Below are 20,035 nucleotides of genomic sequence, written 5' to 3' on the forward strand. Positions count from 1 at the left end.
GGTGCCAGATCCCTCTTTTTGTGCGCTTGGCGTGAACGTTCACGCGCTTAGCGGGGAGCGCGCCGCTGCGATAGGGCGGAAATGACGCAACTTCGGGGAAAGCCGTAAGGGCAGACATTCCGAATCGTCGCCGGCGTGGCTAGGCCCGACGGCATGGCCGCGCTTTCCGATTCCAAGCCCACCCCGATGATGGCGCAATACCTGCGTCTGCGGGAAGAAGCGGGCGATGCGCTGCTGTTCTACCGCATGGGCGATTTTTTCGAACTGTTCTTCGAAGATGCCCGGCGCGCGGCGCAAATCCTCGATATCGCGCTGACCACGCGGGGCGAACATGATGGCGCGCCGATCCCGATGTGCGGGGTGCCGGTGCATTCGGCGGAAAGCTACCTCGCCCGGCTGATCCGCGCCGGATGCCGCGTGGCGATTGCCGAACAGGTGGAAACGCCCGATGAAGCCAAGGCGCGGGCCAAGCGCGAAGGCACGCCTTCGTCCAAGGTGCTGGTGGGCCGTGCGATCGTGCGGCTGGTAACCGCAGGCACCCTGACCGAGGAAGCCCTGCTGGAACCACGCCGCGCCAATGTGCTGGTGGCACTGGCAGAGCTGCGCGGCACCATCGGGATTGCCGCCTGCGACGTTTCGACCGGCGCAATGGTGCTGGAGGAATGTGCAGCGGACCAGCTCGGCGCGGCGCTGGCGCGGCTCTCGCCCAGCGAGGTGGTGGTGCCCGAAGACTGGCAGCACGGCGCCGGGGAAGCGATTATCCGCCCGCGCACCACTTTCGCGAGCGATGCCGGGGCCGAGCGGCTGAAGGCGCTCCACGCGGTCGCGACGCTCGATGCCTTTGGCGCCTTCACCCGCGCCATGCTGGCGGCGGCGGGCGGGCTGATCGCCTATCTCGACCATGTCGGGCGCGGATCGCTGCCGCTGCTGCTGCCGCCGGTCCTGCGCGAGAGCCGCAGCGGCATGGCGATGGACGAGGCGACGCGGGCGAGCCTCGAAATCCTCGAGGCCACCACCGGCGGTCGCGCCGGCAGCCTGATCGGCGCGGTGGATCGCTGCGTGACGGGTGCCGGATCGCGGTTGCTGGCCGAAGACCTGTCCGCCCCGCTGCTCGATGCGACGCGGATCGAGGAACGGCTGGCGCTGGTGCAGTTCTGGCTGGATCGTCCGATCGAACGCGCACAGTTGCGCGATGCCCTGCGCGCCATTCCCGATCTCGGACGGGCGCTGGGCCGGGTGGTGGCTGGCAGAGGCTCTCCGCGCGATCTGGGCCAGCTGCGCGACGGCCTGTCCGAAGCGATGCGGCTGCACCAGTGGCTGGCGGGTGCGCCCGACCGACCGGTGCTGCTCGATGCGCTGCTGGTGAAGCTGACCGGGCATGGCGCGCTGAGCGACTGGCTGGGCCGTGCGCTTGTGCCGTCTCCGCCGACCGAGCGCAGCAATGGCGGCTTCATCGCCGATGGCTATGACGCCGCGCTCGATGAACTGCGCAAGCTTTCGGGCGATGCGCGGCGGGCGATTGCGGCGATGGAGGCCCGCTATCGCGACGAGACCGGCATTGCCGCGCTCAAGATCCGCCACAATGGCGTGCTCGGCTATTTCATCGAGGTGCCCGCCCGCCATGCCGACGCGCTGATGGCGCCGGACAGCGGCTTCACCCACCGCCAGACGATGGCGGGCGCGGTGCGATTCAACTCGCTGACCCTGCACGAGGAAGCCGCCCGCATTGCCGAAGCAGGCGGCCATGCGCTCGCCGCCGAGGAAGCCCATTTCGAAGAACTGGTCGCCGCGGTCACCGCCGCCCGTGAAGCCATCGCCGCGACCGCTGCCGCACTTGCCCGGATCGACGTTGCCGCCGCCAATGCCGAGCGCGCTGCGGAAGGGGACTGGTGCCGGCCCGAGATTGCGGAAGACGCAGGCCTCGCCATCACCGGCGGACGGCATCCCGTGGTCGAAGCCGCGCTGGCGAAGGCGGGCGAACGCTTCGTGGCGAATGACTGCGTGCTGGCGCAGCACAACCGCCTGTGGCTGATCGGCGGGCCGAACATGGGCGGCAAATCGACCTTCCTGCGCCAGAATGCCCTGATCGTGCTGCTGGCACAGGCGGGGTGCTTCGTGCCAGCGACCGCGGCGCGGATCGGCCTCGTCGACCGCCTGTTCAGCCGGGTCGGCGCGGCGGACAATCTGGCGCGGGGGCGTTCGACCTTCATGGTGGAGATGGTCGAAACCGCGGCGATCCTCGCGCAGGCGACCAGCCGCAGTTTCGTGATCCTTGATGAAGTGGGGCGCGGCACATCGACCTATGATGGCCTCGCGCTGGCCTGGGCCGTGGCTGAAGCGGTGCATTCGCGCATCGCCTGCCGCTGCCTGTTCGCGACCCATTACCACGAACTCGCCCGGCTGGCCGAAACCTGCGAGGCGCTGTCGCTGCACCACGTGCGGGCGCGGGAATGGCAGGGCGATCTGGTGCTGCTGCACGAACTGGCCGATGGCCCTGCCGATCGTTCCTATGGTCTTGCCGTGGCCCGCCTCGCCGGGGTGCCGGGCGATGTCGTGGACCGGGCGAAAGCCGTGCTCGAAAAGCTCGAAGCCACCCGCGAGGCAACCGGCGGGATTGCTGCCGGGCTGGGCGACCTGCCGCTGTTCGCGGCATTGAGGCCCGCACCGCAGGCGACGCCGGAACAGCAACTCGCCGAGGCGCTGCGTGCCGCCGATCTCGACGCGCTGACCCCGCGCGAGGCGCTCGATCTGCTCTATGAATGGAAGCGCGCCCTGCCCCGCGCCAAAGCCTGACATCAACCAAGGTTTAACTGCGCGCGGCCTATGCCAGCGCCATGTACAAATCCGTCTTCCAGAACAGCAAGGCCGCGCTCGTCTTTGCGGGCATGACGATTTTCGGCGCCGTGGCGATGGTCGGCTCGCCGGACGACAAGGGCGTGCTCAACAAGGCGGTGGACCGCTTTTCGGACGAGCGCGAGACGATTGTCGAGGATGCGCGCCAGTTTGCGGAAACGCACAGCGTGGGCGATGCGCCCCCTGCACCCGATGCGGGCTGGGGCAGCAACAATGAGGTTTTCGGCGAGTACGCGCCCGGCAGCGCTGCGCCAGCGCCGGTCGCAAAGGGCCCGACGGGATCGATCGCGGCGATCATTCCCGGCCCGCAGCCGGTGGTGGCCGACAACGAGGGCATCCCGGTTGGCCCCAATGGCGAGCCGCAGGTAGGCTATGCCCCGCCCCCGCCGCCGGTGATCACATCCCGCCAGATGGTGATCGAGCCGCGCTGAGCCGCACGCTTCAGCGCGTCGGCACCGGCACTTCGCCCGAATAATCGTAGAAGCCGCGCCCGGTCTTGCGGCCGAGCCAGCCGGCCTCGACATATTTCACCAGCAGCGGCGCAGGGCGATACTTGCTGTCGCGGGTGGTCTTGTAGAGCACCTTGATGATGTCGAGGCAGGTGTCGAGACCCACAAAGTCCGCCAGCTGCAACGGGCCCATCGGGTGATTGAGGCCCAAGCGGCAACCCTTGTCGATATCCTCGATCCCCGCGGTCGACTGGCCGAGCACGAACACCGCCTCGTTGATCATCGGCAGCAGGATGCGGTTGACGACAAAGCCCGGCTCGTCCTGCGAGAGAACCACTTCCTTGCCCAGCCCCCTGGCAAAGGCGGTCACGCGGTCGGTGGTGTCCTGCGCGGTCGCAAGGCCAGGGATAACCTCGATCAGGCCCATGACCGGCACCGGATTGAAGAAGTGCAAGCCGATGAAGCGGCCTGCATCAGGCGAGTGGTTGGCCATGCGGGTGATCGGGATCGACGAGGTGTTCGACGCCATGATCGCCGCCGAATTGAGCACCTTACCGGCATTTTCGAAGATCGCGTTCTTGATCTCCTCGCGCTCGGTCGCGGCCTCGATGATCAGATCGGCTTCGGCGAAGGGCGCATAATCGGCCACCGGCGTGATGCGCGCAAGCAGCGCCTCGGCTTCGGCAGCTTCGATCTTGCCGCGCCCCATCAGCTTGACCAGCGCCTTTTCGACATTGGCCTTGCCGGCCTCGGCACGGGGCAGGTCGATATCGGCCAGCATGACATTCATGCCATGGGCGGCGACAGTCTGGGCGATGCCGGTTCCCATCTGACCGGCGCCGATAACGGCGATGTTGCGCATAGGGTATTCCTTCGCAAGTGCAGCAAGAACGCCGCCCTAACGGGGAAGATGACCGCTGGCTAGCGATTTGCGCCGGGCACCCACTTCACGTCCATCTGCCCGTTGTCGTTAACCACGCGGGCCAGCACAAACAGGTAATCGGACAGCCGGTTCATATAGGCCAGCGCCGCCGGATTGACCGCATCCTGCGCTGCCAGCGCGACCATTGCGCGTTCGGCGGCGCGGGTCGTGGCGCGGGCGATGTGGAGCCGGGCGGCGAGTTCCGACCCGCCCGGCAGAATGAAGCTGGTGAGCGGCGCCAGCTTCTCGTTATGAGCATCGATCCGCTGTTCCAGCCATGCGACCTGCGAAGGCACGATCCGCAGCACCATTTCGGACGGGGTGAAATCCTCTCCCGGCGTCGCAAGGTCTGCGCCAAGATCGAACAGGTCGTTCTGGATGCGGGTAATCTCGGCCCCGGGCGCGCCGGTCATCTTGACCGCGGCGAGGCCGATGGCGCTGTTCGCCTCGTCCACCTTGCCCATCGCGGCAATCCGCGCCGAATGCTTGGGGCAGCGCGAGCCGTCCACGAGGCCCGTGGTGCCATCATCACCCGTGCGGGTGTAGATCCTGTTGAGCTTGACCATCAGGCCTCAGCGCGAGGCCGCCAGAATGATCGCCACCACGACAATCGCCAGCGCCTGATACTTGATGCGGGCGAACATCGCCTTGTTCTGGAGCAGCTGCATATCGGTGGCGGTTTCGCTCTTGCCGGTTTCAAGATCGATCTTGGTCGTCTTGAGAAAGGCGATGATCCCGCGGATCAGCGAAAAGGCCACCAGTCCCATGAGGACAAGCAGGACGGGGACGAGGATGTAGTTCATGCTGGCCTAAATGGACGCGCGGCGCTCAGGTTCCAAGTGACAAATGTTGCAACCGGAGTTGTTGTGCAAGCATTCGTCCGTCCTCCCCCGCCAGCCGCCGCTCCGCCAGCGCAGGCGAACCGCGGCGTTTGGCGAGCTTTTCGCCATCGTCGCCCAGCAGCAGCGGGTGGTGATGCCAGACCGGCACCGGCAGGCCGAGCAGGGCTTGAATCGTGCGGTGGACATGGCTCGCGGCAAACAGATCCGCGCCCCGCGTCACCAGCGTCACGCCGTCCGCTGCATCATCGAGCGTGACGGCAAGGTGATAGCTCGCGGGCAAGTCCTTCCTCACCAGCACCACATCGCCAAGGGCCGCAAGGTCAACCGCCTGCGGCCCGGCCAGCGCGTCCTCCCACGCAAGCGGGCCGGTTTCGGCGAGCGCCCTTTCGGCATCCAGCCGCCATGCCGCCGGGCGCGACGGATCGGGCGGGGTGCGTTTGCAGGTGCCGGGGTAGATCAGGCCACCTGCCCCGGCCACCGAGCCGGGGTCAGAGCCGTGCCGCGCGCCCGCCGCCTCGATTTCGGAGCGGGTGCAGGTGCAGGGATAAAGCAGACCCCGCGCCTTCAGCGCCTCTGCCGCGGCGGCGTAGCTGTCGAGGCGGGTCGATTGCGCGGGCACCTCGTCCCACTCCAGCCCCAGCCATTCCAGATCGCGGCGGAATTCGTCGGCGAGTTCGGGGCGGGAACGCGGCCCGTCGATATCCTCGATCCGCAGCAGGAAACGCCCCTCACCTGCCTTCGCCAGATCATGCGCCACAATCGCCGACAGCGCGTGGCCGAGATGCAGGTGGCCATTGGGGCTCGGTGCGAAACGGGTCACAAGAGGGGTGTCGGCGGGCATCCTTGCGCCATGCCACAGGACATATTCTTGCGCTATCCACAGCCTATCCACTGGCTGTGCCTGTGGATAGCCACCCTGTCACGGGTTTGACTCTTTGGTTTGCAACGTCAGGATGCACGTCAATCAGGGAGGAACGCTCAACGTGTTCAATGCCGAACTGATCGAGAAAGCAGCCCGGTTTCGCGGCGTCGATGAAGACCCGACGCGCAACCTTTCGGCCTGCCCCGCGCTGGTGCTCAACGCCGATTACACCCCGCTGTCCTATTACCCGCTCAGCCTGTGGCCGTGGCAGACCGCGATCAAGGCGGTGTTCCTCGACCGGGTGGACATTGTCGCCAGCTATGACCGCGCGGTGCACTCGCCCAGCTTCGACATGAAGATCCCGAGCGTGATCGCACTCAGGCAATATGTGAAGCAGAGCGAATTTCCCGCCTTCACCCGCTTCAACGTGTTCCTGCGCGACCGCTTCCAGTGCCAGTATTGCGGCAGCCGCGAGCATCTGACCTTCGACCACGTCACCCCGCGCCGGCTGGGCGGGCGGACGACGTGGGAGAACATCATCACCGCCTGCGCGCCGTGCAACATGAAAAAGGGCGGGCGCACGCCGAAGCAGGCGGGCATGCCGGTCCACCGCGCCCCGATCCGGCCGACCAGCTGGCAGTTGCAGCAACACGGCAAGCTGTTCCCGCCCGGCTACCTCCACGAAACCTGGCGCGACTGGTTGTACTGGGATGTCGAGCTTGAGGCCTAGGTAACGGCGGCGCGCCGGTTGAATTCAGGCCGCTGCCATTCGCCGCTTGCCAGCACCTCGGCCAAGTGACGCGCCGCAGCGGCCATATCGGCAAAGCTGAGATAGGCCGGGGCAAACCCCAGCCGCAGCACATCGGGATCGCGGAAATCGCCGATCACGCCGCGGGCAATCAGCGCCTGACAGATCGCGTAGGCATGCGCGTGGCAAAACGACAGCTGGCTGCCCCTCGCCATGCTTTCGGGCGGGCTGACCAGATCGATCTGCACGCCCTGCGCCGTGAGGCAATCCAGAAAGAACTCCGACAGCGCCTGCGACTTGGCATGAAGCCGCCCGACCCCGATCTCGGCGATCAGATCGACCCCGATTTCGAGCGCGGCAAGACCCAGCACGGGCGGGGTGCCGCACTGGAGCTGCGCGATGCCCGGTGCCGGGGCATAATCGTCCGAAAAGGCAAAGGGAGCGGCATGGCCGAACCAGCCGGTCAGCGGCTGCGCCAGCGCGGCATGGTGCCGTTCGGCCACGAAGGCAAAGGCCGGTGCCCCCGGTCCGCCGCACAGGTACTTGTATCCGCAGCCAACCGCGAAATCGGCCTCTGCCGCGTTCAGCCCGACCGGCACTGCCCCGGTCGAATGCGACAGGTCCCACAGCACCAGCGCGCCCGCATCATGGGCCGCGCGGGTCAGGGCCGCCATGTCGTGCATCGCGCCGGTCTTGTAATGGACATGGGTCAGCAGCAGCAGCGCGACATCATCGCCAAGCGCCCCGGCAAGCCTGTCCCGCTCCACCAGCCGGCGCGTCGCAAGTCCCTGCCGTTCCAGCCCTGCGATCATGTAGAGATCGGTGGGGAAATTGCCCGGTTCGGACAGGATCACCTTGCGCCCCGGCCGCAGGTCGAGCGCGGCGGCGATCAGCTTGAACAGGTTCACGCTGGTGGAATCGCAGGCGATCACCTCGTGCGGGCCAGCACCGATCAGCGGCGCGATCTTGCCGCCGATCCGGCTTGCGGCATCGAACCATCCCGGCCCAAGGGCATTCGCGTTCCACGACCGGATCAGCCCCTCGCCCCATTCCTGCGCGATCACACGCTGCATCGCACCGGGCGTCGCCTTGGGCAGCGCGCCCAGTGAATTGCCGTCCAGATAGATCACGCCTTCGGGCAGGATGAACCTGTCACGATAGGGCGCCAGAGGATCGGCCGCATCGAATTCGCGGGCGCGTTGTTCGGGGATCATATCGCAGTCCTCACGCTCAGCAGTTCAGGGAAGAACGCCTGTTTCAGCACCCCTTCGAGATAGGGCACTCCGGGGGTTCCGCCCGTGCCGCGCTTGAAGCCGATGATCCGCTCCACGGTCTTCAGATGGCCGAACCGCCAGCGCTGGAAGTGATATTCGAGATCGACCAGCTTTTCCGCGAGTTCATAGAGGTCCCAGTGTGCGTGCGGATCGCGGTAGATGGCCGCCCACGCATTTTCGACGCTGGCATTGTGCGCATAGGCCGAAGCCGGATCGCGGTGCAGCACATCGGCATCGATGGCGAAACCACGCCGCGCCAGCAGCCCGATCGCCGCATCATAAAGGCTCGCCCGGCCGCGCTCTTCTTCAAGGCGCCCCGACCAGTCGGCATTGTCCCTGTGCAGCTTCACATGCTTGCCGTCGCGCCCGCCCAGCATGAATTCCATCATCCGGTACTGTGCCGACTGGAACCCGCTTGATGCACCCAGGTGCGGGCGGATCGCCGAATAATCGTGCGGAGTCATGGTGGAGAGCACGTCCCAGCTCTGGATCAGCTGCAACTGGGCGCGGGCCACCCTTGCCAGCATCTTGAAGGCAGGGCGCAGATTGTCCGCCTCGATCGCCTCGCGCGCGGCGGTCAGCTCGTGCAGGCACAGCTTGAGCCACAGCTCGCTTGCCTGATGGACGATGATGAACAGCAATTCGTCATGCGCATCCGACGCAGGGTGCTGCGCCGCAAGGATGCGACCAAGATCGAGATAGCCCGAATAGGTGACTTTATCCGCCATGCCCGCGCTCCTAGCGCGGCGCAGCGCGCGAGGAAACTACCCCTCGATCACGCGGGTTTGCGGATGATGCCGGTCAAGGTGCTTGCGGATGATCCGGAGGTTGCGGCTGTTCGACCGGAACAGGAAGTCAGCCGCATCGCCAACCACCGGAACGGCGCCGATCGCGGTGTCGAACAGCACGTTCGCGCCCATCCGCATCAGCGTCCATTTCGACATGCCGAGATTGCGCGCTTCCCACACGATATAGGCGCCCAGCGCGGTCGTCACGATATCGCCCAGCACCGGCACCAGTCCGATCAGCGCATCCAGCCCCACCGGCGTGTTGATGCCGGGCAGCATGAAACTGCGCTCCAGCAGCTTTTCCATCGCGGTTACCCGCGCACGGACCGATGCGGCATCGGTGCCGGTCGGCAGGGCGAGGCCGATGACAGTGGGAGCGGGGCGGCGGTTCATGGTCTTGTCCATGCCCCCTATGTGGTGGGTTGCGACAGCGGGAACAAGGGGTGCAGCCCCCACGGATTGGGCAGGTAGTTGCGGATCGATCCGCGCACCAGCGACCAGCGCACCGGTGCGCCAAGCGGGATGAACGCCTCGCGCGTCGTCAGTGCGGCATGGGCTTCGGCGAGCAGGCGTTCGCGAACCGCCGCGTCGCGCTCGTCCAGTGACTGGCGCACCAGTGCATCGGCACCGGGCGAACACAGGCTGGCTTCCAGGCTGCAATTGAACTGGTTGAGATACCAGCGCGGCGAGGAATAGCGTGCCAGCGTGTCGCGCAGCTCCAGGTCGGCGCTTTCCCCCGGCGCGGCGCGCTTGACACTGACGCCGATCGGCGCCCAGGCCCCGCGCAACTGCCGCAGCAACAGATCGCTGCCCGGCCCGCGTGGCAGCGACACGCTCACCACGGCCTCGCGGCCCGTTCCGGCGGTCCATTGCCGGATCCGCGCAGCGGCAATCTCGCGCCGCTCGTCGATCGACAGGCCGTCCCAGCGGTTATCGGGATAGGGCGCGGCGGCATAGAACCGGGGCGGCACGATCCAGCTGCTCGCCTGCCAGCCGTTGAGCCCGAAGGGCTGGATCAGCGCCGAACGGTCGATCGCCATCGACAGCGCCTCGCGCCGGGCCGGATCGGCGAGCACCCCTTCTTCCGACCGGAACGCCAGCCCGAACAGGCCGATGGCCGGATCGACCTGAACCGTCCCGCGCGACAGGGGGCCAGCCTCGGCCAGCGGAAAATCGGCGAGCGATCCATTGAGCACCAGATCGACCTCGCCCCGCGCAAAGGCGGCGACCGCATCGCGCGCGGGCAGCGACCGGGCGCTGACCGGCCGGGCGACCTCCTCCCAATCCTCGCGCGCCGGAAGCCCGCGGGTTTCGGGCGGCATGGCGGACAGGCGGGCAACCATGCTGCCCTCGTCGCGGGACATCACCATCGGCCCCGCCCCGCTGCCTCGCCGTTCAAAGCCAAGTTCGGGCTGCGCGAGCAGCCGCAGGAAATCGGGCATCGGCGAGGTCAGGCGCACTTCCACCACCCGCCCTGTCATCGCCCGGACATCGCGGACCTTGGCAAGATCAAGACTGAGCGAGGTGCCTTTCAGGCGCGCAATGCGTTCGCGCAGCAGGCGGCGAACCTCGGTCGCGGTGATCTCGTCGCCATCGGCCCAGGTGCCATCGCGCAGGCGGAAGATGTAACTCATCCCGTCATCGGTGACGATCCAGCGTTCGGCAATCGCCGGAACCACCTGCCCTGCCGGATCGAGCGAGACGAGGCCTTCGATCGTGGCGGCCTGCAAGTGCTGGGCCGCAGGCGGAAGGCGGATGCCTTGCTGGAACAGGCGTTCGGGCGCGCCGATGATCGCCACCTCGACCGGCCCGTTGCCGCCCGACGGGCCACAGCCAGTCAGCGCCAGCACAGCAAGCAAAGGCAGCCAGAATCGCATCGCAGCCTGCCTAGCAGGTTGAAACCGCCCGGTCAGCGCCGGATGCGATCAGATCTTGCGGAGCAGGCGGGGTTCCGGCGGCGGCGGCGCACGGTGCGCGCGCGAGGGTTCGAGCACGTTGATGGCAACCGCCTCGCCCGCCTGAAGCGGACGGCGCGCCTTCTGCGAATCGATTTCCTCGTCGAAGGCGATACCGAAGCGGTTGTCCTGGATCCACGCCACGCTGCCCTGGACTTCGCCGATATTGCGCAAGCTGATGGTCAGCCGGTGACCGCGCTGGACGCGCAGGTTGCCTTCGCCCATCATGCCGCCATCGGACAGGTTGCGAACCCGCACGCGGTGGGTTTCGGCTTGCTGCTCGACGCGGATTTCGGCCAGCAGGAACAGACTGTCACGCGCAACGCTGCGTGTTTCAACCCCTGTCATGTCCGGACTGCCTCCTCAGCTGCAAATCGATCGGTGGTGCGCAGGCGTTATTGCGTGGTGCCGGCGCGTGCCACCGCTGGTGCGGCATTCGCGGTTAACGGTGGGTAAAGTTCCACATCCCGCGCCGCGCCGATCAAGACTGCGTCCCATCACGGCACAGAAATTCTGCGCCGCGCAGGGATCAATCATCGCGGGAGACCTTTTCGCGCCGTTCGTGGGCTTCCTGCGCCTCGACCGTCATGGTCGCGACCGGGCGGGCGATCAGGCGGCGCAGGCCGATGGGGTCGCCGGTGACCTCGCAATAGCCGTATTCGCCCGAATCGATCCGGCGCAGGGCGGCGTCGATTTTCGAGATCAGCTTGCGCTGCCGGTCGCGGGTGCGCAGTTCGATGCCCCAGTCGGTTTCGCTGGAGGCGCGGTCGGTCAGATCGGCTTCGCGGATCGGCCCGTCCTGCAGCGATTGCAGCGTCTGCCCGGCGGCGGAATGGATCGACCGTTTCCATTCGATCAGCAGCATCCTGAAATAGGCCTGCTGGCGGTCGTTCATGTATTCCTCGTCCTCGCTCGGGACATAATCCGGAGCAAGCAGGCGCTTGGCCTTTTCGAGGACGTCGATTTCGTCAGACGCGGCTGTAGGCATCAAGCTCTCTCATCCCGTGAGCCGCTGGGAAGACCTTCGCGTCCTGACGCCCTGAATTTTTCCATTGGCTCACTTGGTCCCAGCAAGGTGAAGCAATGCGCGCCCTATAGGGAAGGGCCCGAAAGCGCACAAGCGCCTTTGGGAATGAGGTGGGGGCAAGGCCGGCCGCAACAGAAATCGCGCGGGCCGTTAACCAATTTTTGACCATGTTAGCCGACTTCTGTTGCCGGGACGGTCGCCAGGGGGCGATCGGGGAAGCACGGGGACTTGCAACATGAAAATCATTCCGATCAGCGGAAATGTTTCACGTGAAACACAGGCCGACACCGCCCTCAGCCGGTGGCTGGCGGCAGCAAGCGAGGGTCAAGCCGAGGCCTGCTTCGATCTGGGCGTCGCCTTCTCGACCGGCAGCAACGGCGCGCCCTGCGATCTCATTGAAGCGCATATGTGGTTCAACCTTGCCGCGCTGCGCGGTCACGAGGAAGCGGCCCATTGCCGTGCCGATGTGTCCGACGAGATGACCGCCCGCGAAATCGCCGAAGCCCAGCGCCGTGCGCGCCAGTGGCTCGCCGAGGGTCGCCAGCGCGCGGCCTGATCAGTCTTTCCGGAACGGCGTCCGGCTGCCGAGGTAGAGCTGGTCGCTCGCCACGCCTGCCCGCTCGCGTTCGAGAAAATCGGCGACCGCGCTGCTGAAGCCGGGATCGGCGATCCAGTGCGCCGACCATGTCTGCACCGGTTCATACCCGCGGGCCAGCTTGTGCCCGCCCTGCGCGCCCGCCTCGACCCGGCTTAGACCCCGCGCGATCGCGATGTCGATCGCCTGATAGTAACACAGCTCGAAATGCAGGAAGCGCACCTCGCGGGTGCAGCCCCAGTAGCGTCCGTAGAGCGCATCCTTGCCGACAAAGTTCAGCGCCCCGGCAATCGCCTGATCCCCGTCACAGGCGAGGATCAGCACGATCCGATCTCCCATCCGCTGGCCCAGCAGGCTGAAGGCCTCACGCGTCAGGTAGGGGCTGCCCCACTTCCTTGCGCCGGTATCCTGATAGAACACCCAGAAGGCGTCCCAATGCTCCTCGCGGATCTCGCTGCCGGTGAGGTGGCGGATGGTCAGACCTTCGATTGCGGCGGCGCGTTCCTTCCTCAGGTCCTTGCGCTTGCGCGATGACAGCGCGCCGAGGAAATCCTCGAAGCTGTTGTAATCGCGGTTGAACCAGTGGAACTGGATGTCAGCGCGCGGCATCCAGCCGCCGGCCTCGAACAGCGGCAATTGTTCGGGCGCGATGAAGGTCGCGTGGGCGCTCGACATCTTGTTTTGCAGGCACACCGCCTCGGCCCCCTTCAGCAGATGCGGGGCCAGCGCCGGATCGGACAGCAGCAGGCGCGGGCCGGTGGCAGGCGTGAAGGGCGCGGCGATCTGGAGCTTCGGGTAATAGCGCCCGCCTGCGCGGTGCCATGCATCGGCCCAGCTGTGATCGAACACATATTCGCCCTGGCTGTGGCCCTTGGCGTAAGATGGCAGCGCGGCGAGCAGCCGCCCGGCATCATCGGTGATCGCAATCGGCGCAGGTTCCCAGCCGGTGCCGGGGCCGACCGAACCCGAGTCCTCCATCGCAGTGAGAAATTCGTGGGAGACGAAGGGATTGTCATTCCCGCCCAGCGCGTTCCATTCCCCGCAGGCAAAGCTGCCGACCGAGGGCGCGATGCGGACGGTGAGTTCGGCGTCGCTCACGCCAGCCCTGCTCCCTCGGCAATCAGCGCATCGGCATGGGCGAGCCCGCGTTCGCGGGTTTCGGGCGAGCGGACCGTCCATGTCAGCAGCGGCCGCCCGCTTTCGCGCCACAGGCCGGTGACAGCATTGGGTATGTCGCGCACATCGCTGGCGAGGAAATCGGGTGCCGCCCGCTCCAGCGCGTGGGGCAAGCGCCACGCGCCCCTGTATCCGTGATCGAGCGTGTCGGTGATCACCAGCCCGCGCACCACATCGGGCGCGTGTTTGGCGAACCATTCGCCCACGCGCAGATCGAAGCTCATCACCGCCAGCGGCCCGGCATAGCCCGCCAGCGCCCTGGCAATCGCGATGCAGCCTTCGGCCACGCCAAGATGCGGCTGGGCCTTCACCTCCACCAGCAACGGCACCCGGCCTGCGACCAGTTGCAGCAGGTCGGCAAGCCGCCAGATGGTTTCGCCCGTTGCCATCAACGGAATACGGCACAGGTCTTCGGCAGGACGCAGGGCAACCTTGCCGCGCTCCGCCGTCAGCCGGTCAAGCTCCCAGTCGTGGAACACCAGCGGGACATTGTCGCGGGCCATCTGGATATCGCATTCGATCCCCATGCCCGCCGCAATCGCGCCTGCGGCTGCGGCCCGCGAGTTTTCCGGCACGCCCGGATGATGCAGCCCGCGGTGGGCATATTCCCACCCGGTCAGCCAGTCCGGAGCGCGCCGCCCGTTCATGCCTTGAGCGCGATCACCGCATCCACTTCCACCGCCGCGCCGCGCGGCAGGGCGGGCACGCCGACAGCGGCGCGGGCGTGCTTGCCGGCTTGCCCGAACACCTGCTCCATCAGATCCGAGGCGCCGTTGGCGACTTCGGGCTGATCGGTGAAATCGCCGGTGCAGTTGATAAAGGCGCCGAGCTTCACGATCCGCTCCACCTTGTCGAGCAGACCCGCTGCGTCGAGCTGGGCAATGATCATCAGCGCGCAGGCGCGGGCCGCGGCCTGGCCTTCGGCAACCGAAACATCCTCGCCCAGCCGGCCCTTCACCACCTGCCCGTCAACAAACGGCAGCTGGCCCGAAACATGGGCGAACCCGCCATGCACCACGACGGGGACATAGCTGGCGACCGGCGCTGCGGCCTTGGGCAGGGTGATGCCGAGTTCGGCGAGGCGTGCGGTGTAGCTCATCATCAATTCTCCAGTTGTTCCAGCAGCCACGGCAGGGCCTCGTCCCAGCGGTCGATCCGCGAATGGGCGTGGCCTGCCTTGTGGGCGCAATCGATGGCGTGGGCGATCATCGGTTCGCCGCACAGGTGCAGCCGCGTGACATGCGGCGTGATCTCGGCAACCGAGGCATGGTGCTGGGCGAGATCGTCGATGAACAGGGCGCGGGTGGGCGCATATTCGTCGATGATCGCCTTCAGCGCCGGGCCCTTGGGGCCCTGATTGGTAAAGACGCGGGCATTGATGCCGACCTTCGCGAGCTGCTCTGCCCGCGCATCGCGGTGGTGATCGACAAGGTTGGTGAGGATCACCACATCGGCTTTCTCGGCCAGCGTGTTGATCCCCTCCACCGCGCCTGCAATCGGCTTTTGCGAATCCATCTCGTTATCGAAGAAATGGCGCAGCATCTTCCAGATATCAGCCGGTTCCAGCAGCTCGCCGCTGTCCTTCCAGCGCATTGCCTCGGCGAAATTGTGGCCTTCGAGGTGGAAGCTGACGCCCTGCGAGGCTTCCAGCCAGTCCTTGAAGGGGGCGACCATGTGCAGCAGCACTTCGTCGCAATCGGAGATAATCAGCGGGCGGGTCATGCTTGCAAAAGATCCTTGGCGGCGACCAGTTCCTCAGGCGTCACAGCCAGCGCTTCGGCGGCACGGATCAGGTCGGGTTCGTGGTTGGCGAGAAATTCGAGCGCGGAGGCGAGGATCAGCGGATCGCCCAGCCCTGCGCGCAGGCTATCGGGATCAAGCCCGGTCAATTCAAGATAGCGGGCAGCGCGATCCTCGCATTCCAGCACCCAGCCGAGCGCCGCCAGCGCCAGCGTCTGCGGGTTGACAGGATCGGGGGCGGGGCGAAGCGGGATTGCCGTGTCCTTCGGGTCGGTCTAGTTAAAGCGCGGGCAGCTAACGGGGCGCGGTGTGACAAAGCGGATCATGGTTGTCGAGGATAATGACCTCAACCGGAAATTGTTCTGCGATGTGCTGCGCGCCAACGGTTTCGAGGTCGAGCCGGTGGCCGAGGGCGACAAGGTGCTGGAAACGGCGCGGGCGACCTCTCCCGATCTGATCATCATGGATATCCAGCTGGGCGGCGTGTCGGGGGTCGACCTGATCGAGGCGGCCAAGCGCGACCGGGCGCTGAGCGCGATTCCGGTGCTGGCGGTAACCGCCTTCGCCGCCAAGGGCGACGAGGAACGCATCCGTGCAGCAGGCGCTGCCGGGTATCTGTCGAAACCGGTGTCGATCAGCCCGTTCATGTCCGCGGTCAGGGAGTTGCTGCCCGCCTAGGCGATGTTCTCGAACAGGTAGACCGCCAGCGTCAGCGCCAGTCCGCCGAGGAACATCCGGTAGGCCAGCGCCAGATAGCGGTATTTGCGGTGGTGAAGCACCTGCCCGTTCTGGTAGAGATCGCGCAGCATCACGCGGTAGAGCGCTTCGTCGGTGCGCAGTCTTTCCAGCATCCCGTCGGTCCACTCGTCTTCGCTGATGGTGGAGAAATGGCTGAAGAATAGCGGGTTGAACTGCCCTTCCGGCACCGCCTTGGCGCGCATCGGCGGGGTGATCGCCAGCACCGCGCAGATCGCCGAGAGGAAGGATGTGACCGCCAGGCAGATCACCGACCACTGCACATCATCGGAAAAAGCCTGGGTGATCACCAGCGAGAACACCACGAAGGTCGCGCCGATCAGGATGTTGGCCTTGCCATCGGCCATCTGCGACAGCGCCAGCGTGTTCGATTGCGCGGTGCGGATCAGGTGGACGCTCTGGGGCGAAAGGGGTGCCTTGTCCGGCTCGTTTCCGCTCACACCGCACCCCCAATTCGCGCCCGCGGGACGCCCAAACCTTGACAAGCTGCATCAACCGCCGCTTTGCGGCCGTATTACCGTGGCAAGAGCCGCCAAACAACCAACCGCCGAAAGCACCGCCCGCCATGACCCCCGCAGACGTCGACGCCCGCATCCGCACTCTGGTCGAACCCTTCAACAAGAAGGGCATCGCGATCGAGGACGCCACCACCTTTGCCGGCGACCTTGAATTCGACAGCCTCACGGTGATGGATTTCGTCGCCGCGATCGAGGACGAATTCGACATCATCATTTCGATGAACCAGCAGGCCGAGATCGAAAACTGGGGCCAGCTCGTCGCGGCAGTGCACAAGCTGCAGGATAGCTGATAATGGCGAGCGCTATGACTGACACCATGACGCAGCCGGTCGATCTGCTGGCGAAGTTCGATCCGATCATCCAGACCCGCGAGCAGCTGCTTGCCGCAGGCGTGGAAGACCCGTTCAATCTTGTGATGGAGCAGGTGCTCTCGCCGACGCGGGCGATCTGCAACGGGCGCGACACGATCCTGCTCGGCACCTACAACTATATGGGCATGACCTTCGACGATGATGTCATCGCCGCAGGCAAGCAGGCCATGGAGGATTTCGGCGCAGGCACCACCGGCAGCCGCGTCCTGAACGGCACGTTCCGCGATCACCGCGATGTCGAGGCGGCGCTGCGCGATTTCTACGCCATGGACCACGCCATGGTCTTCTCGACCGGCTACCAGGCCAATCTCGGGATCATCTCGACGCTGGCGGGCAAGGGCGATTACATCATCCTCGACATCGACAGCCACGCCTCGATCTGGGACGGCTGCGCGATGGGCAACGCGGAAGTCGTTCCGTTCAAGCACAATGATGTCGCAGCGCTGGAAAAGCGCCTGAAGCGCATCCCCGAAGGCGCGGGCAAGCTGGTGGTGCTCGAAGGCGTCTATTCGATGATGGGCGATGTCGCCCCGCTCAAGGAAATGGTGCGCATCGCCAAGGAAAACGGCGCGATGGTGCTCGTGGATGAAGCGCATTCGATGGGCTTTATCGGCGAACATGGCCGCGGCGTCGCCGAAGAGCAGGGCGTGCTGGACGATGTCGATTTCATCATCGGCACCTTCTCCAAGAGCGTCGGGACGGTGGGCGGCTTCTGCGTCTCGAACCATCCGAAGTTCGAAGTGCTCCGGCTGGTGTGCCGCCCCTATGTCTTCACTGCCGCCCTGCCGCCGAGCGTGATGGCGAGCTCTGCCACCTCGATCCGCAAGCTGATGCATGGCGGGAACAAGCGCGCGCACCTGTGGGAGAACAGCCGCACGCTGCACCAGGGCCTGCGCGATCTTGGCTTCAAGCTCGGCACGGAAACCCCGCAGAGCGCGATCATCGCGGTGATCATGCCCGATCTGGAACGCGGCGCGATGATGTGGGAGGCGCTGCTGAAGGAAGGCCTCTACGTCAACCTCGCCCGTCCGCCCGCAACGCCCGCCGGCATGACCCTGCTGCGCTGCTCGCTGTGCGCGGAACATTCCGCCGAACAGGTGCAGACGATCCTCGGCATGTTCGAACGCGCTGGCAAGGCGATCGGCATTATCTGACCGCCTGACAGGCCTCATTGCGACTGACAGACCGGCCCCCTGTGCAATGCGCAGGGGGCCGGTTTCGTATAGGGCGCAGGACGGGATCTGCACCTTGTCATTTTAACCAATACGGTTATTTTTCTTGACATCGTGACGCTCTCTGGTTATCAGAGGGCATAGTCGAGAAATAGCGATTCGCCAGCTGGCGGCCTTCCCCATCGGAAGCGCCGCCTTTTTGCTGTTCGCCAAGGGAGTACTGCCGATGGCAAAGCCCGACCCTGCGCGAACCAGCGCCGGGAAACCGCACCCGACCGATCGCCACTGGCGCACGCGCTTCATCGATGCGCTCGCGATCAGTTCGAACGTCACCCGCTCGGCCGAAAAGGCCGGCATCAGCATCAGCCGCGCCTACAGCGTGCGGCGCACCGATGCCGCCTTTGCCCGCCAGTGGCAGGCCGCGCTTGCCGATGGCTATCTCCACCTCGAAATGGAGGTCGTCCGGCGCCTGCGCGAAGGCGATTTCAAGACCGCCGATGGCGACAAGTTCGACTTTGCCAATGCGATCCGCCTGCTCGCCGCCCACCGCGACACGGCATCGAATGTGCAGAGCCGCGAACGCGATGTCAGCCCGGCCGAAGTGCGCGCATCGATCGACCGCAAGATCGAGGAAATCCGGCGCAGCATGGCCAGAGCCAAACCGGCCGGACACACCGCCTGATGGGCGAGCCGTTCCGCTGGCTGCTCTCCGACCCCAAGGCGCAGGCCCGGCTCGTCCGCCGGATGACGGCAGAGGAAAGGAACACATTCCGCTACGTCTGGGAATACACCGCCCGCCCTGCCCAGCTGCCGCCGCCGGGTGACTGGCGCATCTGGATGATCATGGCGGGTCGCGGGTTCGGCAAGACCCGCACGGGCGCCGAATGGGTGCGCATGATCGCATCGCGGTACAGGTCGCCGGCGCATGGCACCTGGTGCCCCCGCGCGAAGGAATGCGCCTGTTCGATCTCGCCTCCGGCCAGAGCCTGCTGTTCCGGGACGGCTGGCAGACCTCGGCCCCTGTTCCGGCACCGGTCGGGGGAACCGTTGTCGATATCGAGGCCCGCGCAGCCCTTTCATCTCTGCTCGAAGTGCTTCGCGAAATGGGCATCGTTGCACCGCCTGCCTGACAAGGACGGCGGAGCGGGGATCCGCCGCACGATGAGTCTGCGTTGCAATTTTTAACACATCGCTGTCATAGCGGCATTCTTGCAACACCGGCGGGGCATTGTTAGCTTGCCTCGGGCATGTGGAAAAGATAGAGACGACCGGTGCCTCAAGTCCAATACAAAGGGGAATACTAGAATGCGCAAACTCGTCATCGGAATGGCGATGGCTTCGACCGCGCTGACCACGCCCGCCATGGCCCGTGAAGGCCAGTGGTACATTCAGGGTGATGGCGGCGTCATGATCGTCGAAGACCAGAATCTCGACGTCAATGGTGTGAACGCCAACGCCGCAGCCAACTACGACACCGATTATGACTTCGGTGCGACGGTTGGTTACGATTTCGGCGCGTTCCGCCTCGAAGCCGAAACCAGCTACCGCGCTGCTGACCTTCAGGACGTGCAGGCCGGCAACCAGGGCCTCGCCCTCAATCCGACCCCGAACGTTCCGGGCGGCTTCTCGACCTTCACCGGCACCCGCGAAGCACTGGGCGAAGTCAACGCCCTCAGCTTCATGCTGAACGGCCTGTTCGATTTCGGTTCGGATGATGGCCTGCAGGCCTTCGCCGGCGGTGGTATCGGTGTGGCCCGCGTGGACATGGACGGCCGCGTCAACGCCAACGGCCCGGGCGTCTGGAACGATTCGGACACCGGCCTCGCCTGGCAGCTGCTGGCGGGCATCCGTGCACCGCTGAGCGATTCGTGGGACGTCGGCCTGAAGTATCGTTACTTCAACGTGCCGGACATCGGCCTCGTCGATCCGCTCGGTCGTTCGCTTGAAACCAAGCTGAGCACCCACTCGCTGCTGGGTTCGATCACCT

The 20,035-nt window shown here is 65.9% G+C and carries 26 protein-coding genes and 1 pseudogene; 11 read left to right on the forward strand and 16 right to left on the reverse strand.

The genetic code is table 11. From position 1 onward, the window contains the following. Nucleotides 1-153 precede the first annotated feature (153 nt). Complete coding sequence (gene mutS, locus ACU0AG_RS15350; protein WP_482783158.1) at nt 154-2,793, forward strand: DNA mismatch repair protein MutS; 2,640 nt, start codon at nt 154-156, stop codon at nt 2,791-2,793. A gap of 41 nt (nt 2,794-2,834) precedes the next feature. Continuing rightward, a complete protein-coding gene (locus tag ACU0AG_RS15355; protein WP_482783159.1) occupies nt 2,835-3,284 on the forward strand; it encodes a hypothetical protein in 450 nt (149 codons plus the stop codon). A gap of 10 nt (nt 3,285-3,294) precedes the next feature. On the opposite strand, the gene ACU0AG_RS15360 is transcribed toward ACU0AG_RS15355, so the two are convergent. Genes ACU0AG_RS15360 through gluQRS form a run of 4 tightly spaced genes read right to left on the reverse strand, consistent with a single transcriptional unit; the run spans nt 3,295 to nt 5,907 of the window. After that, nucleotides 3,295-4,164 carry a 3-hydroxyacyl-CoA dehydrogenase NAD-binding domain-containing protein gene (locus ACU0AG_RS15360; RefSeq protein WP_482783160.1) on the reverse strand — a complete coding sequence of 290 codons (870 nt, stop codon included), beginning with the start codon at nt 4,162-4,164 and terminating at the stop codon, nt 3,295-3,297. Between the two features lie 59 nt (nt 4,165-4,223). Then, nucleotides 4,224-4,790 carry a cob(I)yrinic acid a,c-diamide adenosyltransferase gene (locus ACU0AG_RS15365; protein ID WP_482783161.1) on the reverse strand — a complete coding sequence of 189 codons (567 nt, stop codon included), beginning with the start codon at nt 4,788-4,790 and terminating at the stop codon, nt 4,224-4,226. Between the two features lie 6 nt (nt 4,791-4,796). Continuing rightward, a complete protein-coding gene (locus tag ACU0AG_RS15370; RefSeq protein WP_482783162.1) occupies nt 4,797-5,027 on the reverse strand; it encodes a hypothetical protein in 231 nt (76 codons plus the stop codon). A gap of 25 nt (nt 5,028-5,052) precedes the next feature. Beyond that, entirely contained in the window at nt 5,053-5,907 is an 855-nt protein-coding gene (gene gluQRS, locus ACU0AG_RS15375) for a tRNA glutamyl-Q(34) synthetase GluQRS (RefSeq protein WP_482783163.1), read from the reverse strand. Nucleotides 5,908-6,049: 142 nt separating this feature from the next. On the opposite strand from gluQRS, the gene ACU0AG_RS15380 reads away from it, so the two are divergent. Next, on the forward strand, nt 6,050-6,658 hold the full coding sequence (locus ACU0AG_RS15380) for an HNH endonuclease (protein WP_482783180.1): 609 nt from the start codon (nt 6,050-6,052) through the stop codon (nt 6,656-6,658). Here ACU0AG_RS15380 and kynU read toward each other — a convergent pair. From kynU to dksA, 6 genes are all read right to left on the reverse strand, one after another. Next, complete coding sequence (gene kynU / locus ACU0AG_RS15385; protein WP_482783164.1) at nt 6,655-7,890, reverse strand: kynureninase; 1,236 nt, start codon at nt 7,888-7,890, stop codon at nt 6,655-6,657. The two genes, ACU0AG_RS15380 and kynU, sit on opposite strands and share 4 nt — an antisense overlap. Beyond that, complete coding sequence (locus tag ACU0AG_RS15390) at nt 7,887-8,678, reverse strand: tryptophan 2,3-dioxygenase (protein WP_482783165.1); 792 nt, start codon at nt 8,676-8,678, stop codon at nt 7,887-7,889. The genes kynU and ACU0AG_RS15390 overlap by 4 nt, the downstream gene beginning before the upstream one ends. Before the next feature lie 36 nt (nt 8,679-8,714). Further along, nucleotides 8,715-9,143: a DUF4112 domain-containing protein gene (locus ACU0AG_RS15395; protein ID WP_482783166.1), complete on the reverse strand. Its 429-nt coding sequence runs from the start codon at nt 9,141-9,143 to the stop codon at nt 8,715-8,717. A 5-nt stretch (nt 9,144-9,148) separates the two neighbouring features. Next, on the reverse strand, nt 9,149-10,615 hold the full coding sequence (locus ACU0AG_RS15400; protein WP_482783167.1) for an ABC transporter substrate-binding protein: 1,467 nt from the start codon (nt 10,613-10,615) through the stop codon (nt 9,149-9,151). Between the two features lie 48 nt (nt 10,616-10,663). Then, nucleotides 10,664-11,041, reverse strand: a complete 378-nt coding sequence (locus tag ACU0AG_RS15405; protein WP_482783168.1) for a PilZ domain-containing protein — start codon at nt 11,039-11,041, stop codon at nt 10,664-10,666. Nucleotides 11,042-11,222: 181 nt separating this feature from the next. Then, the gene (dksA, locus tag ACU0AG_RS15410) at nt 11,223-11,681 is read right to left on the reverse strand and encodes an RNA polymerase-binding protein DksA (RefSeq protein WP_482783169.1); all 459 of its coding nucleotides are present in this window, start codon (nt 11,679-11,681) and stop codon (nt 11,223-11,225) included. Between the two features lie 274 nt (nt 11,682-11,955). Here dksA and ACU0AG_RS15415 point away from each other — a divergent pair, with 274 nt between their 5' ends. Beyond that, a complete protein-coding gene (locus ACU0AG_RS15415) occupies nt 11,956-12,276 on the forward strand; it encodes an SEL1-like repeat protein (protein WP_482783170.1) in 321 nt (106 codons plus the stop codon). Here the strand turns inward: ACU0AG_RS15415 and ACU0AG_RS15420 are convergent, their stop codons facing one another. Genes ACU0AG_RS15420 through ACU0AG_RS15440 form a run of 5 tightly spaced genes read right to left on the reverse strand, consistent with a single transcriptional unit; the run spans nt 12,277 to nt 15,485 of the window. Further along, nucleotides 12,277-13,413: a GNAT family N-acetyltransferase gene (locus ACU0AG_RS15420; protein WP_482783171.1), complete on the reverse strand. Its 1,137-nt coding sequence runs from the start codon at nt 13,411-13,413 to the stop codon at nt 12,277-12,279. Further along, on the reverse strand, nt 13,410-14,138 hold the full coding sequence (locus tag ACU0AG_RS15425) for a glycerophosphodiester phosphodiesterase family protein (protein ID WP_482783172.1): 729 nt from the start codon (nt 14,136-14,138) through the stop codon (nt 13,410-13,412). The genes ACU0AG_RS15420 and ACU0AG_RS15425 overlap by 4 nt, the downstream gene beginning before the upstream one ends. Continuing rightward, nucleotides 14,135-14,590 carry a RidA family protein gene (locus tag ACU0AG_RS15430; RefSeq protein ID WP_482783181.1) on the reverse strand — a complete coding sequence of 152 codons (456 nt, stop codon included), beginning with the start codon at nt 14,588-14,590 and terminating at the stop codon, nt 14,135-14,137. Before ACU0AG_RS15430 ends, ACU0AG_RS15425 begins: the two co-directional genes overlap by 4 nt. A gap of 2 nt (nt 14,591-14,592) precedes the next feature. Beyond that, the gene (locus ACU0AG_RS15435; protein WP_482783173.1) at nt 14,593-15,213 is read right to left on the reverse strand and encodes an HAD family hydrolase; all 621 of its coding nucleotides are present in this window, start codon (nt 15,211-15,213) and stop codon (nt 14,593-14,595) included. After that, entirely contained in the window at nt 15,210-15,485 is a 276-nt protein-coding gene (locus tag ACU0AG_RS15440; RefSeq protein ID WP_482783182.1) for a DUF3572 family protein, read from the reverse strand. Before ACU0AG_RS15440 ends, ACU0AG_RS15435 begins: the two co-directional genes overlap by 4 nt. Nucleotides 15,486-15,540: 55 nt before the next feature. Between ACU0AG_RS15440 and ACU0AG_RS15445 the strand changes: the two genes are divergently transcribed. Beyond that, on the forward strand, nt 15,541-15,909 hold the full coding sequence (locus tag ACU0AG_RS15445; protein ID WP_482783174.1) for a response regulator: 369 nt from the start codon (nt 15,541-15,543) through the stop codon (nt 15,907-15,909). On the opposite strand, the gene ACU0AG_RS15450 is transcribed toward ACU0AG_RS15445, so the two are convergent. After that, nucleotides 15,906-16,427, reverse strand: coding sequence for a Pycsar system effector family protein (locus ACU0AG_RS15450; protein ID WP_482783175.1), 522 nt, complete (start codon nt 16,425-16,427; stop codon nt 15,906-15,908). The genes ACU0AG_RS15445 and ACU0AG_RS15450 overlap by 4 nt on opposite strands. 125 nt (nt 16,428-16,552) lie before the next feature. On the opposite strand from ACU0AG_RS15450, the gene ACU0AG_RS15455 reads away from it, so the two are divergent. The 6 genes and pseudogenes from ACU0AG_RS15455 to ACU0AG_RS15480 form a co-directional block, all read left to right on the forward strand. Further along, complete coding sequence (locus tag ACU0AG_RS15455; protein WP_482783176.1) at nt 16,553-16,795, forward strand: acyl carrier protein; 243 nt, start codon at nt 16,553-16,555, stop codon at nt 16,793-16,795. Between the two features lie 2 nt (nt 16,796-16,797). Beyond that, nucleotides 16,798-18,030 carry a serine palmitoyltransferase gene (gene spt, locus ACU0AG_RS15460; RefSeq protein ID WP_482783177.1) on the forward strand — a complete coding sequence of 411 codons (1,233 nt, stop codon included), beginning with the start codon at nt 16,798-16,800 and terminating at the stop codon, nt 18,028-18,030. Between the two features lie 244 nt (nt 18,031-18,274). Continuing rightward, the gene (locus ACU0AG_RS15465; protein WP_482783178.1) at nt 18,275-18,730 is read left to right on the forward strand and encodes a hypothetical protein; all 456 of its coding nucleotides are present in this window, start codon (nt 18,275-18,277) and stop codon (nt 18,728-18,730) included. After that, nucleotides 18,730-18,957: pseudogene (locus ACU0AG_RS15470) on the forward strand (ATP-binding protein); the annotation flags it as partial. The gene ACU0AG_RS15465 and the pseudogene ACU0AG_RS15470, both read left to right, overlap by 1 nt. Next, nucleotides 18,933-19,178, forward strand: coding sequence for a hypothetical protein (locus tag ACU0AG_RS15475; protein ID WP_482783183.1), 246 nt, complete (start codon nt 18,933-18,935; stop codon nt 19,176-19,178). The pseudogene ACU0AG_RS15470 and the gene ACU0AG_RS15475, both read left to right, overlap by 25 nt. Nucleotides 19,179-19,353: 175 nt before the next feature. Continuing rightward, on the forward strand, nt 19,354-20,035 hold a 682-nt coding region (locus ACU0AG_RS15480), incomplete at its 3' end, for an outer membrane protein (RefSeq protein WP_482783179.1).

Source organism: Erythrobacter sp. RANMB8 (assembly GCF_056848235.1).